Source organism: Pseudomonas sp. Soil_N_39, assembly GCF_057655955.1.
Genome location: NZ_JBDGLI010000010.1, coordinates 57,513 through 72,179 on the forward strand (window position 1 = coordinate 57,513; position 14,667 = coordinate 72,179).

The window sequence follows — 14,667 nt, forward strand, 5'->3', positions numbered from 1 at the left end:
TTATCGAGGTGGGGATGGGTGGGGGTGTTTGCAGAAGCGGATGGGGGCTTTGCGGGAGGGGATGGATTGGAAATTTTTTTTGCGTGGGGTGTAGGAACACTGGGAGTCCATTACCATGGCCGCCTCGTTCAACACGTGATCCCGTTCATGCATTCTCTCGAAAATACGCTGCTTTCTTACGCCACACAGCACCTGCCGTCACTTCCCCAAATCTACACTTGGAAGTTTGATACCGCGCTCGTCCGCCACTCGTTTGAATGGGAGATTGGTGGCTCGAACTGGTATGAAAAGACACACGCACTGAAGCGCCATGCCGCCCGAAAGTGGGGTTCGTCACCCGAACAACGGATGGCACTTGCGGACTACGCGGTGCGCGTCTGGGGAGGTGTCAAAAGAAATGCACCTGCAACGATGCAAGGCTATGTTCAGACCGTGTCACAGGGGCAAGTGCCGTCAAATCACAAAGGAATCGCCTCATGGTCGAAAGTGGCGGCATTTTCGAATCCAAACGAGCATGCCATCTTCGATGCGCGGGTTTCATTTTCCCTGAACGTCCTGCAACTGATTCACGGTGATGAGCAACGCTTGTGGTTTCCGCACTTGGCAGGTCGAAACACGCAGCTCAACGCATGTTGGCCGCGCTTGAAGACCCTGGCGCGGCAACAGAGCTGGCTTCGAATTGCGACGACCGATGTCTACCCAACCTACATCGGGTTGTTGGTGAATGTCTCCCGAAAACTCAATGTCGAGATAGGTGACGTGGAGATGCTGCTCTTTTCAAAGGCGGAAGACTTTGCATTGGCGTTTAACGAAGCCTATCCAGCCTAGTTACCGACGAAAGGGGACAGATCTATTTCACCTGTTGAAATAATCCGTCTCCTTTGCTGAAGCCCAGCGGGAGCAAGCTCCCTCGCCATAGGGTAGCTGGATGTCCATCGAGTTCCAGGCGCAACATCCCCTTGTGGGAGCGAGCTTGCTCGCGATAGCGGTGCGTCAGTCAGCGAGCGTGAAAACGGCGCCGGCTTCTTAGGACAAAACCCGCCCCGCACAACTTAGATCCATTTCAATGGCTAATCGGGTCACCCACCGTCAACACAACCCGGCCAAACCTGGCGTTCTCATTTAGCGGCGTAATTGCTAATAGCTGATCGAGGCGAATCTCCTGGCTGCCATCTGTAGTTTCGACTTCGAGAAACTCTTCCCGCGTGGAAGCGGTCCGCGTGGTGATCGCCTGGGCTGTCAGTCGTTGGCCGTCAGTCAGTTCGATGTCCAGCGTGTAGCCGCACAGGCAAGCGATTTCCAGATAGTCATGCAGGTCGCAGTGCAACGGTTTATAGGTATCCATTTCAAACCTCGCAGCCTTGCAGTTTCAGGATGAAAAAACCTTGCCGGGCGATGGCCTCGACTACCTTGGGGTTGCTTGGCTCGACGTGGCAGAAACGGCAGTCGTTCAAGGTGATGTCCTGGTCTTCGATGCCCTGTTCGGCCAGGAAACGTCGCGCGCAGGCTTGGGCGAATTCCTGGTCGTTGCGGTCGATCAGCACGTCGAAGTGCAAGTATCGTCCGTCTTGGGTGCGTACGTGCGTGTCATAGACTTTGATGGTCATTGAAGTCTCTCGTTCAAAGGCGACCGAACAGGTGTGTGTTTTCAGACGCCACCTGCCGAGTCGCCAGGGCCGGAAGGATCAGAGCAGTTCGTTCAACATGGCGTGCAATCGGCTATTGCCCGCATCGTCGAGCGGGAAGACCGGCAAGCGTGGGTCGCCGACTTCCAGGCCGAGGGTGCGCAAACCGGCCTTGATGGTGGCGGGCAAGCCTCCCTTGAGGATGAAATCCAGCAGCGGCAATTGACGATAGAACAACGCCCGCGCCTGGCTCAGGTCGTTGGCCAATACCGCTGCGTACAGGTCGAGGTTAAGCTGCGGGATGAGGTTCGGCGCTGCCGTGCACCAGCCCTTAGCCCCAGCGGCGAAGGCTTCCAGCGCCAGCGGGTTGCAGCCGTTGTAGAACGGCACCTGGCCTTCGCCCAACAGTTGCAGCTTGTGCATGCGCTGGATGTCGCCGGTACTTTCTTTGACCATGGTGACGTTATCCACTGCGTTGAAAATCCGCAGGATCAGCTCCACGGACATGTCGATGCCGCTGGTGGCCGGGTTGTTGTAAAGCATGATGGGCAGGTCGATGCTGGCGCCGATGGTCTGGTAATGCCTGAGGATTTCCGCCTCGCTCAGCTTCCAGTAAGAGGCCGGCAACACCATCACCACATCGGCGCCATGGGCCTGGGCAAAACGTGCGCGGCGGACCGCTTTGGCGGTGGTCAGGTCAGACACGCTGACCACGGTCGGCACCCGGCCGGCGACGCGGGCAATGCTGAACTCGCTGACCTGGTCCCACTCCGCATCGCTCAGGTAGGCGCCTTCGCCGGTGCTGCCCAAGGGCGCGATGGCATGGACGCCGCTGTCGATCAGGCGGTCGATGGATTGGCCCAGTGCGTCCAGGTCCAAGTTCTGGCCGTCGGCGGAGAAGGGCGTGATGGTGTATCCGATGATGCCGTGGATGTTGGGGGTAGACATGGCTTCGCTCCTAATGGATTCAGTTCAGGCAATCGGCGTGTTGGCGCAGGTTCTGCCGGGCGTAGTAGTTGAAGGCGGCGGCGTGACGCTTGGGGCGGGCGATCCAGTCGTGGGCTTCGCGACCCAGGTGCGGCAGGATCGGTTTCACCTCGCCGGCGGCCATGGCCAGCAGTTGCAGCTTCGCGGCGCGTTCGATCAGTTGGGCGATGTTGCAGGCTTCTTCCACGGTCTCGCCGGTCGACAACTGGCCATGGTGGGAAAGCAGGATGGCGCGCTTGTCACCCAGGGCGCCGGCGATCAATTCGCCTTCCTCATTGCCCACGGGCACGCCCGGCCAGCCCTCCAGGAATGCGCAGTCTTCGTACAGCGGGCAGAGGTCCATGTGGGAAATCTGCAGCGGCACTTCCAGCATCGACAGCGCGGCGATGTGGGTAGGGTGGGTGTGGATGATGCAATTCACATCCGGCCGGGCGCGGTAGACCCAGGTGTGAAAGCGGTTGGCCGGGTTGGGGATGCCGTGGCCCTCCAGCACCTCCAGGTCCTCGTTGATCAACAGCAGATTGCCGGCGGTGATCTCGTCGAAGCCCAAGCCCAGTTGCTGGGTGTAGTAAGTGCCGGGTTGCGGTCCGCGCGCGGTAATCTGCCCGGCCAGGCCGGAGTCGTGGCCGTTTTCGAACAGGATTCGGCAGGTCAGGGCCAGCTTTTGTCGTACAGTCCACGTATTATCCGGCAGGGTTTTCTGCATCTGGTTAACAGCGTGTTGGACCAGCTGGTCCTTGGGTGTCGCCAGGGTCTTGCTCATGTCAGTTCTCCTGATTCGTTCTTTGACCGTTCTTGATCCGCGTCATGGAAGCTGTGGGATGGAGGTGCTAATGACACTAAATAGACTATATGACACAAAGTGTCATTTGCAATCGCAGATTGTCCGTTTCCCTGGAAATGTTGGTTACCTATGTCCATTCGCTTGAAATTGCTCAGGAAAAAACTCGGGGTGACACTGGATGTCCTGGCCGAGAAAACCGGGATGACCAAGAGCTACCTGTCCAAGGTGGAGCGGGGCTTGAGCTCGCCCTCCATCGCCACGGCGCTCAAGCTCGCCAAGGCGCTGAACGTGAAAGTCGAGGAATTGTTTTCCGAAGAAAACGTCGCCCTCGACAGCTACAGCCTGGTGCGCAGCGAAGACCGTCAATCGCTGGCGGCGAGCAGTGGTAGCTCCGAATACGCGGTCCTCGCCCACCAGGTGTCCGAGCGCAGCCTGCTGCCCTTCATCCTCTATCCGGCGAGCGAATTCACCGCTCACCACGCGTTCAAGGAACACACCGGGGAGGAGTTCCTGTTCGTGCACGAAGGCCAGGTTGAAGTGGACTTCATGAACGAGCGCGTGCTGCTGAACCGTGGCGATGCCTTGCACTTCAATGCGCAGAAGCCCCATCGCCTGCGGTCGGTGGGCGAGGTTCAGGCGCAGTTGTTGGTGGTGGTGCACAGCGATGAAGCGTCGGAGAAGGGCGAGGGGGCTTAGCACCACGTTGCTCACTGGGTAAACATCAAACCCCCGTGGCGAGGGAGCTTGCTCCCGCTGGGCTGCGCAGCAGCCCTTATTCGAAAGTCCCCACCCAAACAAACCCCGGCTTCTCCCCTCCGGCTAAATTTAGGAGGGAGGGGTTACGGCGCTGGATAAAACTCAAGTTGCTCGGTCGACCGTCGATAGGTTGCGCAGCAATCTCATACGAAGGACCGGAACATGTACTACCCACGCGAAGCCGAAAAAGATCACCTGTATACCCGAATCATCCTGCTTACCGTAGCGTGCTGTGTGCTCTTGTTCCTCGCGTCCCTGGCAAAACATTCAGGGATCATCTACGGAGCGATTCAATGGAGTGCCGTCGAGGTGAAAGGCACCGTGACGCAACTTGAAAGCATTCCAATGAACGAAAACGGCATGATCATTCACTACCGATACACCGACGGTGATCAGCGAGTCCACGAAGACGAATACCCAGACCAACGCTATATCGAACACACCCAGTACGAGGTAGGTGGCGAAGTTCCGCTGCTGTACTCACGCTGGTTTCCCGAAGTCAGCAGCATCGCCACCGAACTGCATACGTATCGCTCCGGCTTTTTCATCATGGCTGGCGGGGTGTTGCTGACGTTGGTGTTCCTGTGGATCTCCTTCATGACGTTCGGTCGCATTTACCGCATGAAGGAAGAAGACCGTTCCTACTAAAAGGCTGGCAGGCTAGGTTCTCAGCTAGCCTACTGCCCACCTCACTTCGTAGGGAACGGGGGCAAACTTCCCCAGTTTCCCTTTCTTTTTTCTCCTTAGGGATTAGGAGCTATTGATGACCGATGTCTCAACACTCAAGCAGTACTCACTAAAAAGCTGGGCCGCGATCGTGGCGATTGTTGGCTTACTGGCTGGGTTTCCCAGCATTTCATCCTGGCTGGCCGAAATGAGGGCCGACTACTACAAAAGCCATTTCATTGGCCGCTGGACCGAGGAGTTCAGCTATCCCAATGCCGAAGGTGTTCAGTTCGAGTTCAAGGGCATGATCGAATACTTCGCCAACAACCATTACAACGTCAGCGGCGTGGTCGCGCTGGTTGGAACAGAGCCTTCGAAACCTTACAGGCTCGAATACAGCGTCAATGGCGCCGGGACCTGGAGCGCAGATAGCGAAAACCTGTCGTTCACGCTGCAGCAGATGAAGACGTTGCCCAAGAATTACACGGTAGACGGCAAAGACATTTCGCCTTTGACGGTGGCGCAGTTCATCCGGCCCAGCATGCCCAACCTCAGTGATATCTACCCCGAAGGTGGATCGGGACGGGCGCGCATCAGAGAGATTGCGAAGAACAAGATTGTCTTGGAGCAAATGGACTTGCAGGGCAGGCCCTTCATCGTGACGACCCATCGTCAGATAGCTGAGCCGTCCAAGGAACCTTGATTCGAGGCCCGGGTATCCGGCTGAAATGGATAACGTAAGCCGGGTCTGTCAGGCATCGAGCGACCTCTGCCCGTAAGCCACAGCGCCTTGCGCCTTTGCCTACAATTACGCCAGAATCCGCCGGCTTGTCCGCCTGGGGTTGCGTCGGTAGTTTGAGTCCTGTCACTGCTCATCAGTGATCGGGTTTAGCAGCTCGTGGTGAAACAGGTTGTGCAAGGCGTCATCCAGTCAGGATTCCCATCCTGCACTTGATGGTGGCTGTGCGCAGGGCGTCCCCGGACGCGCCGGTTTCTTGTTTCCCCGGTCTGCTAACCTGCGTACAGCTGCCTCCCATCGTTTAGCAGCGAGCGGGTGATGGCTCCAACTACAGGAAACAAGACGATGGCAAAAGATACGCCGAATCCTCCTGAAACGAATGAACACGTCTCCCGTGCTCAGTCTGCCCGTAACAAGAAAATCGATGACGCTGCCACGCGGGCGTTGGATTACTACCTGAAGCCTAAGAGCGAAACGTCTGATAAGTCGGACTCCATTTTTCGGATTGATCCGGGTGTGGATTCTGAGTGTTTGCTTGCGAATCTCAGTGAGAATTTGGCTTCGGCGAACGCGATGATCAGTGATTTGGCGTTTGATCTGGATGGTTCGCGGCGGCGGGTTGCGTTGGGGATTTTGCAGGTGATTGAGGTGAGTGAGCTGTTGGCGAATCGGGCTTTGGATATTGTTGAGGTGAGGTAGGGCAGCAGCGCTACGTGCCGCCTAGATGGAAGGGCTTTGCCCAGCAAAGCCCTTTATGTTTGAGAGATATGTGAGCAGAAGTTAAATAATAGCCAAGAAGTTGCAGTGGCGTTAGTGGTATAACTATCAAGGAGAGGGATTTCGGATTTATGGATAAGCAATACTATTTTACCCATCTCATTTGGGGTGTGGTTATGTTCTGTGTTTGTGTATGCACTTGGTATAGCCTGCCTAGTACAGGGAGTCTCGCGCTCTCCAAGGAAATTGTATTCTATGGTGTAAGCGCAGTGCTTTATCCGTTTTCCAAAAAACTCCTAGAAGGAATGGCGTTGAATTTCACTTCGAAAGAGTTTTGGTACAGCGGTTTTTTTAAAGAGGGTACGGCTAAGAATAGCATTTATGTGATGTATTATGCGTTTTGCTATATTTTAGCTATACCAATTTTTTTCATGTTTGCTATGCGGTTTTTTTCTGTGAGGGCGTCATTAAAAAAATAACGCCCATAAGTCTATGCGCCTAAAATATCCTTGTTGATTTTCTCTATTAGTTTTTCGTCAATATAAGCGCTAGTTGCCGCCATTAATACAGCAAAGGTAAATATGCCGATGGGTGTTGTGGCGGCGATTCCAAATATTGCGGCAACCATGAAAGTCGCAGCTGCGCCTAAACTAATTATTTCCAGTTTAATCAGGAACGGCTTCCAATTGCCACTGTCCGTTGCCTTTACAAATTCTAATAGCAATTCTGCAAGGTCAACGCCTTTCGAAACCCCACCCAGTCCTTTACTGAAGCGGGAAAGGTTCTTCGCTAGTGTCTCTTTGTCTAAAGAATCTATCGCCCTGGCGATAGCTTCACGATCTTGTTTTCCGAATTTTTTCTGTATTGAGTCTTTATGTTTGTTGAATGCGTATATTGCTTCGTCAGCGCTTCTGATTTTATTGCTTTTAGCGCTTTCAGCTAACTCTTTAGCTAGGTCTGAGGCCTTCTCGCCAAATTTTTCCGCTACTTCTTTATAAAAATTAGTGACGAAAAGAATATCGTCCTTGATGTTGTCTGCTTCGATTTGCTTATCTGCCTTAGCTTTGTCAGCGGCGGCTTTCGCGGCGGCCGCAGCTTTGTCGGCGATGGCTTTCGCGGTAGCCTCTGCAGCAGCCTTGTCGGCCGCTGCTTTTGCAGCAGCGGCTTTGGCCGCAGCAATACGAGCCTCAACAGCTTTCAACTCTCTATTGAGCACAGTAGATTGTCCAGTTAGGAGAGAAATTCCTTCAGACAGTAATTTTGCATTAAAGGCAGCGGTGTACGAATCTGACCAAGCCGCTTTAACAGTATTGAGCAGTTGTCGGGCGCGATATCGACTTGCAAGGTCAATCGGTGTTTTGTTGATTGGGGAAGATCCGTAAAATTTATTGGCCAAATTGGTCTGCTGGGCTAGCTCGGTCGCTTTGTGCTTAATGAATGCTTCGCGTAACGCTATCTCTCGAATGATGGATTCATTTGGAGGTAGAACGATGAAGTTGTTGCTGGTTCGAGCGGAGCTTAGTTCGGACTCCAATGTTTTTGGTAGGTTTTTATGTTTTTCTGAGTAGCTTTGTTGTATGGCTTTTGTTATGGCGTCATAATTTGCAAGTGCCCAATTATAGAGTGCTCCTTGAGCGCCCCTGCCAAATATACCGTCTTTTGTTGGGCCTTCACGATCAAATGTGCTGGACCCAAATCCAGCCCCAGAGCCAAAGGGGCTTATAATCGGGTCCCATTCATATGTTGTTATATGTATGGCAGGAAGATCTATTGATGTCATGTTTAATCCTTTAATTGGGTTGACTCACTGTCGGTTCAATACCTAAGCCGGTGCGGCTTGAAGGGGTGGTGGGTGTAAGTAGATAAGGTCGCATAAAAAGGCATGTGTCGAAACGGGAATTAAACATCCATTTAATTGTTCCGCTCGGGAGCCTGCTTTATATTATTTATGGTGTGACAATTGGTTGTCTCGCATCATGGTCGAAAGTGATTCTATTCTTAGGTTGTATATATGATGGCGGTGGGCCTGTTCGGCGTAGTATGTGTTAGCAAAGATTTCCTTGTGTTTGATCCGCTGCCTAAACCTAAGAACGAAACGTCCGACAAGTCCGACTCTATTTTCGGATTGATCTTGGGAATGATTCTTTCTCCATGAGAATTTGGCTTCGGCGAACGCGATGATTAGTAATTTAGCGTTTGATCTAGATAGATCGCGCCGGCGTGTGGCGTTGGTGATTTTGCAGGTAATTGAGGTGAGTGAATTGTTGGCGAGTCGGGCGTTGGATATTGTTGAGGTGCCCCTTAGCGTTGGCGGTAAAGCACACCGCTGACCTGCAGTGTGTGTGGAATGAACACAGTCGTAGGAGCTGACCCATGATCAGCAAAGCCAGAATCAGTAGCGTGAAGCCTGTCCCCGGCAAACATGCTTTGCAGGTGGAATTTGCCGACGGTAAGCACTACGACGTTGACCTGCGGGAACACATCCGGCAATTTCCGGTACTCAAGGTTCTAGAGGACCTTTCGTTGTTCCGCACCGCTCAAGTAGGCGAATGGGGCTTTGATGTGAGCTGGGGTGATGACTTGGAACTGGCGGCTGTCACCGTGCATCGGTTGGCACTGGAGCAAGCCGGTGAGGTGATGATTGGATAAGGTTTAAGGAGCGCTGAAGCGTAAAATCGGCGCTACCTGCTAACACGAGCGGAGCAGCGACCATGGAATACGACGACAGATTGATAGAAGAAGCTGTGCTCGCCTTGCTGGCAGCCTTCAGCTCCGACAGCGGCAATGCCTGGAAAGGTTTCGACTTCGAGGTCATGAATCGATTGCATGAAGAAGGTCTCATCAGCGACCCGGTAAACAAGAACAAGTCGATCTGGTTGACGGAAGAAGGGTTGGAGCGAGGTCGGCAGATTGCCGAGCGGTTGTTTGGAAAGAAGAGTTGAGGGTGCGCGTCGACTCGTGATTGATCGCCGGAAGCCATAGCAACCCATAGCGAAAGCTTGGCTTCAGCTAATTCCATGTTCGGTGATCATTCGTCGCCCAGCACAACGCGGCCAAACCTGGCGCTCTTATCCAGCGGCGCAATCGCCAATAAGTGATCGAGGCGAATCTCCTGGCGGCCGTCCGTGGTTTCGACTTCTAGAAACTCTTCCCGCGTGGAAGAGGTCCGTGTGGTGATCGCACGGGCTGTCAGGCGTTGGCCGTCAGTCAGCTCGATATCCAGCGTGTAGCCGCACAGGCAGGCAATCTCCAGGTAGTCGTGCAGGTCGCAGTGCAACGGTTTATAGGTACTCATCTCATGCCTCGTCTCTTTCGGGATAAATCTCAAGCGTGTTGGATGGGCGGGTGACTAGTCGGTTTTTTTACCAATTGGTCCGGTATCGAAATGCAATTTGATAATCGAATTTTTCTGGGGCGATTGAATGCCCAAAGAAGGGCTGGATGATAGGTATCCATTCGGCGCGCACATCAAAGCCCCCGTCATAAATTTCTGGTTCGCTTTCCAGATTCAACGCGGAGATTACCGATACGTCATCTCCCATGTCGTTCGAATATTCTTTGCCTTCACCCAACTCGGTTTTTTTGTCGTACCAATCCAATCTTAGTTTTAAGCCCATCGAGTCCTCACAAATATTTTTTGATGTTGCGGTTTTTTCTGGCCGGACCTACTTGCACACCCGTCTCGTGATCGAACGCGCCTAAATGGCTTCCGTCGCTTGCACGATATGCCTCTAGCTCTCCATGTCTGGAGTCCCATTCATAAATGGTCCTTCCTTTAGGATCAGCCCACCGTTCTCTAAGTCCTGCCCCTGCTTGTTTTGGTGTTTTCTTTTTTACCGATTTTAGATTTGGAAAGCCGGTAATTTCTTCGGTTTCTGGGGCTGGATGATAGTCATGGTCGGCGTTACCGCTTCGCCTGACAGAGACCACGACATAAACCGGTCGAACCCCCGAATCCGCCGGGAACACCAGAATGAAATCCTTGTACTCCGGCGGATAGATTGGGTCGACGATGATGCTGTCGGCCATCGGCGTCGGCGGGTAAATCCAGATGGGTGGTGCTTGGGGCGCCGCTTCCAGAGCGGGGATGCCGAGGGTGTCGGACGGGTTGGTGGCCGGCGTCCAGATCAGTTCGATGCCGTCACCCAAGTCGGCGATGAACTGATCGGCTCGCGGGGTGAACTGGACAACGTCGACCATTTCCCAATCGGGATGCTGGCCGGTATAGAAGCCATACCCCTTGAGGCTGCCGTCAGCCTGCTGCTCGACGCTCAAGCGCATGCGACTGCGGGCTTGCTTGAGGTCGCGTAGCTGGTCTTCGCTGTAAAGCGCGCTGTCGCCCAGGCTGGAGGGCCAGAGCAGGGCAACGACACCGGTCAGCAGGGCTGCGCCAACGGTGCCGCCGGCAGCGGCAACCGTGGAAGTTGCCGAACCGCCCAGCGCCAACCGACCCAAGTTAACCGGAACCGCGCCCGCGCTAATCCGCTTGAGGGGGATGGCCCCGGATGGGTCGGCGCTCCGACCGCCCAGCCACATGAGATCGCCGTACTGCTTGACCAGGTCCGCCGGGACGTAGCCGTTGGGGTTGCTGTAATCGATGATGCCGTTGGGGAGCTTGCAGCTCTTGGCAAACACACTTCCGGTTACGCTGGACAACGACTTGTTATCCACCGTGGCCCAGCGCGCTTGTTCGTAGGCTGTTTGCCGGGCAAGCATGGCTTCATAAGCCTGCTGTAGCGCGTCACGCTCGGCCAGTTCACTGGCGCTCATGTCCCGATAAGTGAGGTGATGCCCGTCGCCACCGGGCGGGTTTCGAACCTGGGGGATGTCTTTTTTGCGTGTCGCCACGTAGTGAATCTCGTCCGCTAAATGCAGGACAGACGCTAACGCGGGAAGAGAGGGGCGCGATGTAGGAGGATTCTTGAAGTGGTTGTTCCGGTTTCCTCAAAACAGGTAGGGCTGGCTATTGAGGGCCGGAACAATCTGAAGCGTCAGATGGGGCTGTCAGTCATTCGGCAACCGCAACTCGCGAGCCGACGTCGCCTTGCGCCTTTGCCTACAACTACGCCAGAATCCGCCGGCTTGTTCGCCTTGGGCTGCGTCGGTAGTTTGGGACCTGTCACTGCTCATCAGTGATCGGGTTTAGTCGCCCGGGGTGAAACAGGTTGTGCAAGGCGTCATCCAGTCGGGATTCCCATCCTGCACTCGATGGTGGCTGTGCGCAGGGCGTCCTCGGACGCGCCGGTTTCTTGTTTCCCCGGTCGACTAACCTGCGTACAGCTGCCTCCCATCGTTTAGTCGCGAGCGGGTGATGGCTCCAACTACAGGAAACAAGGTAATGGCAAAAGATACTCCGAATCCCCCTGATACGAACGAACACGTCTCCCGTGCTCAGTCTGCTCGCAACAAGAAAATCGATGACGCTGCTACGCGAGCGTTGGATTACTACCTGAAGCCTAAGAGCGAAACGTCTGATAAGTCGGACTCCATTTTTCGGATTGATCCGGGTGTGGATTCTGAGTGTTTACTTGCAAATCTCAGTGAGAACCTGGCTTCGGCGAATGCCATGATCAGTGATTTGGCGTTTGATCTGGATGGGTCGCGACGACGTGTTGCGATGGGGATTTTGCAGGTGATTGAGGTGAGTGAGCTGTTGGCGAATCGGGCTTTGGATATTGTCGAGGTGAGGTAGGGCAGCAGCCCTACATGCCGCCCGGATCGGAAAAAGGTCTTGCCTAGCAAGGCCTTTTTTTGTGCCCGAGGGAGACTCGTACATGCCATACAAACCGTGCCTTGTAGACGAATTCTGCAGTTAGGGATCAATGCGGGGATACACGCTGACGTGCCTTGGCTTACCATCTATTCCCTTGCGAGCGTGCGAAAGTGCTCGAACAACCGAAACCCCACGTAGTCTTGCCGGTACTTATACAGGTGGCGGTAGTAGCAATCCCAGTAGCTGATCATCCGATCCTGTAGCGCTTTGAAATATTTCGGGTTGTCCTTGATAAAATCCCCGTACAACTCCGGATTGAGTGTTGGCAGATGAGCTTCGCAGGTATCGAGTATTTCCATTACGTACTCGCCAGTAAGCTGCATCACGAATGGGACGACCCAGGGCTCTGACACCGACAGGATTTGCTTGAGCTGACGGTGTCTGATATGGCCATCGTGATGCCTTGTCAGGACGCAAGAGTACATGACGCTCTGGAGCCCATTTAGCTGTAAATATTCCTGCTCATCGCCCTCATGATGGATTCGATAGGGAATGACTAAATCCTCGCCGCATACTTTGATCTCAATACCTGGGTGTGTTGCTAGGCTGGTGTTTCCTAATATTTGGTATAGGCCCTCAGCCCTGAGCGAAAGATCAGACGGGAAGGCAGTCGTGATCGAACCCGTGGAAAATGCAAGGTTTGATGCTGGGCTGGATGGCATGTTCAGTCTCGGCAGTCATCACGATGTGCCGCGTATTCATCCTGGCGGAAGGCAGCGTGGTTCATGTGGTGGATGGGTGTTTTTGTGAGTATTTCGACAGTATGCCAATCTGCCCCAGAGAAAAGGTAGGTGTGTCAGTCGTGGCTGTCAGTCACTGGGCGCCCGCAACTCGTCAGCCGACGTCGCCTTGCGCCTTTGCCTACAACTACGCCAGAATCCGCCGGCTTGTTCGCCTTGGATTGCGTCGGTAGTTTGGGACCTGTCACTGCTCACCAGTGATCGGGTTTAGTCGCCCGTCGTTGCTAAGTCGCTCAAGCGTCCATCAGTCAGGAATCCCCATCCCTGCACTCGATGGTGGCTGTGCGCAGGGCGCCTCCGGGCGCGCCGATTTCTTAGCTCGTCGGTCGACTAACCTGCGTACAGCTGCCTCCCAATCGTTTAGTCGCGAACGGGAAGTAGCCTCAACCAAAGAGAGCTAAGGCTATGGTCAAAATTACACCGAATCCTCCAGTTACAGATGAACCCACATCTCGTGCCCAAACGGCTCGCAATAAAAAGCTCGACGACGCGGCCACCCGCGCGTTGGATTACTACCTGAAACCCAAGCCTAAGAGCGAAACGTCTGACAAGTCCGACTCCATTTTTCGCATTGATCCGAGTGTGGATTCTGAGTGTTTGCTTGCGAATCTCAGTGAGAACCTGGCTTCGGCGAATGCTATGATCAGTGATTTGGCGTTTGATCTGGATGGGTCACGGCGGCGGGTTGCCTTGGGGATTTTGCAGGTGATTGAGGTAAGTGAGCTGTTGGCGAATCGGGCTTTGGATATTGTTGAGGTGAGGTAGGCTGCAATATTACGCTACCAAGATTGGAAAAAGGTCTTGCCCAGCAAGACCTTTTTTATGTTCGAGGAAGACCGTTGCAATGCAGTGAGTTCAAGTTTGTCAGACTAGGTCTCCTCGTTGCGGTTCTGCCACCGCTTGCCCCAGGCTTCGTTACTAGGTTCTGCGGCCCTCAGTAATCGACTGGCCGGATTGGGTTCCGTCTCATGCGAATCTCACTTTCCGTCAAAGGATGGTCGAAGCCCAGCCGGCTTCATCCAATTCATGTATGGCGCGATCGGGATGACCTTCTCCGATAGAACCGGCTCGTCGCCATCCAATAACGATTGGACCAGTGTGCTTTTTGATACACGTCGGACACAGAAAAACGCATCAACACCGTAATGGCAAACCGCCCACATGGTTTCGCCTCCAAAGTCGAATATGACCAAGCGTTTCGCTCTCTTCCAAACTTCGCGCGGCTTCAGCCAAAAGCAAAGATGATGACCTGCATAATTTCTAACCACCAGATCGCCCAGGCTTTGCCCTGAGTGAAGCTGATACGTAGGTTTGCCGTCTGACCCAATGTCGGACCTGCGGAAGAACATCAGGCTTTGTCCATCCCCTTGGATGATCACGTTATTGCGCCTTGAATCTGCGCTCGGCTGAGCGAAAACCAAGTCTGCGACGAACTCCGCGTTAGGATCAGGGAGAGCTTCTTGGATGTATATCTGGCCGCGAAATTACTCGGCGTTCACTATCCACATCATTCGGTCCCCATAGAAATCCTCCCGGCTTTGCATTTCTTCAATGCTCATCGGCGAGTTTTGCAGCTCAACCACTGTTCCGTCTGGCCGCTTCACGTCCGCAATATGCTTTTCTCCAGTGTGGTCGTAGGCGACCACCTCCTGCCACTCGAATGGAAATAACGCTTTCCATGCGCGATGCCAAGGGCCCTCATTTTCCATCCAAGGGTCGCAGTGTCGACGGCCGGTGTGTGCCCAGTGCCAGCGAATGATTGGGCCGCATTTCGCCTGTGCGGGCTTTCCACACAATGGACACTCGCCTTTCAGGCCAGGCGCTGGCGCTGCGCGCGCTCCGTTTACAAGCGCTATTTCCATTGATGGCATGGCCGTCTC

Annotated in this window: 21 protein-coding genes and 1 pseudogene; 11 read left to right on the top strand and 11 right to left on the bottom strand. The window is 54.2% G+C overall.

The window, feature by feature from the left end; all coding sequences use genetic code 11:
• The first annotated feature begins 66 nt into the window (after positions 1 to 66).
• A complete protein-coding gene (locus AC3A5O_RS16080; protein ID WP_487753436.1) occupies positions 67 to 828 on the top strand; it encodes a hypothetical protein in 762 nt (253 codons plus the stop codon).
• A gap of 235 nt (positions 829 to 1,063) precedes the next feature.
• On the opposite strand, the gene AC3A5O_RS16085 is transcribed toward AC3A5O_RS16080, so the two are convergent.
• The 4 genes from AC3A5O_RS16085 to AC3A5O_RS16100 all read right to left on the bottom strand — a co-directional run bounded on the left by AC3A5O_RS16085 (position 1,064) and on the right by AC3A5O_RS16100 (position 3,375).
• Complete coding sequence (locus AC3A5O_RS16085) at positions 1,064 to 1,345, bottom strand: Rho-binding antiterminator (RefSeq protein ID WP_487753437.1); 282 nt, start codon at positions 1,343 to 1,345, stop codon at positions 1,064 to 1,066.
• Position 1,346: 1 nt separating this feature from the next.
• Complete coding sequence (locus AC3A5O_RS16090; protein ID WP_305469803.1) at positions 1,347 to 1,607, bottom strand: DUF2024 family protein; 261 nt, start codon at positions 1,605 to 1,607, stop codon at positions 1,347 to 1,349.
• 78 nt (positions 1,608 to 1,685) lie between these two features.
• Positions 1,686 to 2,573, bottom strand: coding sequence for a dihydrodipicolinate synthase family protein (locus AC3A5O_RS16095; protein ID WP_122568829.1), 888 nt, complete (start codon positions 2,571 to 2,573; stop codon positions 1,686 to 1,688).
• Between the two features lie 19 nt (positions 2,574 to 2,592).
• On the bottom strand, positions 2,593 to 3,375 hold the full coding sequence (locus AC3A5O_RS16100) for an aldolase (protein ID WP_122568828.1): 783 nt from the start codon (positions 3,373 to 3,375) through the stop codon (positions 2,593 to 2,595).
• A gap of 150 nt (positions 3,376 to 3,525) precedes the next feature.
• On the opposite strand from AC3A5O_RS16100, the gene AC3A5O_RS16105 reads away from it, so the two are divergent.
• The 5 genes from AC3A5O_RS16105 to AC3A5O_RS16125 all read left to right on the top strand — a co-directional run bounded on the left by AC3A5O_RS16105 (position 3,526) and on the right by AC3A5O_RS16125 (position 6,753).
• Positions 3,526 to 4,092: a helix-turn-helix domain-containing protein gene (locus AC3A5O_RS16105; RefSeq protein ID WP_305469805.1), complete on the top strand. Its 567-nt coding sequence runs from the start codon at positions 3,526 to 3,528 to the stop codon at positions 4,090 to 4,092.
• Positions 4,093 to 4,314: 222 nt separating this feature from the next.
• Positions 4,315 to 4,800, top strand: coding sequence for a DUF3592 domain-containing protein (locus AC3A5O_RS16110; protein WP_487753438.1), 486 nt, complete (start codon positions 4,315 to 4,317; stop codon positions 4,798 to 4,800).
• 115 nt (positions 4,801 to 4,915) lie between these two features.
• Positions 4,916 to 5,521, top strand: a complete 606-nt coding sequence (locus AC3A5O_RS16115; protein ID WP_305491728.1) for a hypothetical protein — start codon at positions 4,916 to 4,918, stop codon at positions 5,519 to 5,521.
• Between the two features lie 381 nt (positions 5,522 to 5,902).
• Positions 5,903 to 6,256, top strand: coding sequence for a DUF6124 family protein (locus AC3A5O_RS16120; protein ID WP_487753439.1), 354 nt, complete (start codon positions 5,903 to 5,905; stop codon positions 6,254 to 6,256).
• Positions 6,257 to 6,405: 149 nt separating this feature from the next.
• Positions 6,406 to 6,753, top strand: coding sequence for a colicin E1 family microcin immunity protein (locus tag AC3A5O_RS16125; protein ID WP_487753440.1), 348 nt, complete (start codon positions 6,406 to 6,408; stop codon positions 6,751 to 6,753).
• Between the two features lie 11 nt (positions 6,754 to 6,764).
• On the opposite strand, the gene AC3A5O_RS16130 is transcribed toward AC3A5O_RS16125, so the two are convergent.
• Positions 6,765 to 8,054 (bottom strand): colicin-like pore-forming protein, encoded by a 1,290-nt coding sequence (locus AC3A5O_RS16130; protein ID WP_487753441.1) that lies wholly within the window; start codon positions 8,052 to 8,054, stop codon positions 6,765 to 6,767.
• A gap of 367 nt (positions 8,055 to 8,421) precedes the next feature.
• Between AC3A5O_RS16130 and AC3A5O_RS16135 the strand changes: the two are divergent.
• From AC3A5O_RS16135 to AC3A5O_RS16145, 3 genes and pseudogenes are all read left to right on the top strand, one after another.
• Positions 8,422 to 8,604: pseudogene (locus AC3A5O_RS16135) on the top strand (DUF6124 family protein); the annotation flags it as partial.
• A 43-nt stretch (positions 8,605 to 8,647) separates the two neighbouring features.
• The gene (locus AC3A5O_RS16140; RefSeq protein ID WP_487753442.1) at positions 8,648 to 8,923 is read left to right on the top strand and encodes a DUF2442 domain-containing protein; all 276 of its coding nucleotides are present in this window, start codon (positions 8,648 to 8,650) and stop codon (positions 8,921 to 8,923) included.
• Between the two features lie 62 nt (positions 8,924 to 8,985).
• Complete coding sequence (locus AC3A5O_RS16145; protein ID WP_487753443.1) at positions 8,986 to 9,216, top strand: DUF6429 family protein; 231 nt, start codon at positions 8,986 to 8,988, stop codon at positions 9,214 to 9,216.
• Positions 9,217 to 9,302: 86 nt separating this feature from the next.
• Here the strand turns inward: AC3A5O_RS16145 and AC3A5O_RS16150 are convergent, their stop codons facing one another.
• From AC3A5O_RS16150 to AC3A5O_RS16160, 3 genes are all read right to left on the bottom strand, one after another.
• Complete coding sequence (locus tag AC3A5O_RS16150; RefSeq protein ID WP_487753444.1) at positions 9,303 to 9,569, bottom strand: Rho-binding antiterminator; 267 nt, start codon at positions 9,567 to 9,569, stop codon at positions 9,303 to 9,305.
• 67 nt (positions 9,570 to 9,636) lie between these two features.
• Positions 9,637 to 9,891 (bottom strand): colicin E3-like toxin immunity protein, encoded by a 255-nt coding sequence (locus tag AC3A5O_RS16155; protein WP_487753445.1) that lies wholly within the window; start codon positions 9,889 to 9,891, stop codon positions 9,637 to 9,639.
• 7 nt (positions 9,892 to 9,898) lie between these two features.
• Positions 9,899 to 11,122, bottom strand: coding sequence for a colicin E3/pyocin S6 family cytotoxin (locus AC3A5O_RS16160; RefSeq protein ID WP_487753446.1), 1,224 nt, complete (start codon positions 11,120 to 11,122; stop codon positions 9,899 to 9,901).
• A gap of 490 nt (positions 11,123 to 11,612) precedes the next feature.
• Here AC3A5O_RS16160 and AC3A5O_RS16165 point away from each other — a divergent pair, with 490 nt between their 5' ends.
• Positions 11,613 to 11,966: a DUF6124 family protein gene (locus AC3A5O_RS16165; protein WP_487753447.1), complete on the top strand. Its 354-nt coding sequence runs from the start codon at positions 11,613 to 11,615 to the stop codon at positions 11,964 to 11,966.
• Between the two features lie 167 nt (positions 11,967 to 12,133).
• Here AC3A5O_RS16165 and AC3A5O_RS16170 read toward each other — a convergent pair whose 3' ends face one another.
• The gene (locus AC3A5O_RS16170; RefSeq protein WP_487753448.1) at positions 12,134 to 12,709 is read right to left on the bottom strand and encodes a hypothetical protein; all 576 of its coding nucleotides are present in this window, start codon (positions 12,707 to 12,709) and stop codon (positions 12,134 to 12,136) included.
• Positions 12,710 to 13,192: 483 nt separating this feature from the next.
• Between AC3A5O_RS16170 and AC3A5O_RS16175 the strand changes: the two genes are divergently transcribed.
• Positions 13,193 to 13,552, top strand: a complete 360-nt coding sequence (locus tag AC3A5O_RS16175; protein ID WP_487753449.1) for a DUF6124 family protein — start codon at positions 13,193 to 13,195, stop codon at positions 13,550 to 13,552.
• A gap of 212 nt (positions 13,553 to 13,764) precedes the next feature.
• On the opposite strand, the gene AC3A5O_RS16180 is transcribed toward AC3A5O_RS16175, so the two are convergent.
• A complete protein-coding gene (locus AC3A5O_RS16180; RefSeq protein WP_487753450.1) occupies positions 13,765 to 14,166 on the bottom strand; it encodes a hypothetical protein in 402 nt (133 codons plus the stop codon).
• Positions 14,167 to 14,271: 105 nt separating this feature from the next.
• Complete coding sequence (locus tag AC3A5O_RS16185; protein WP_487753451.1) at positions 14,272 to 14,658, bottom strand: competence protein CoiA; 387 nt, start codon at positions 14,656 to 14,658, stop codon at positions 14,272 to 14,274.
• Between the last annotated feature and the right edge of the window lie 9 nt (positions 14,659 to 14,667).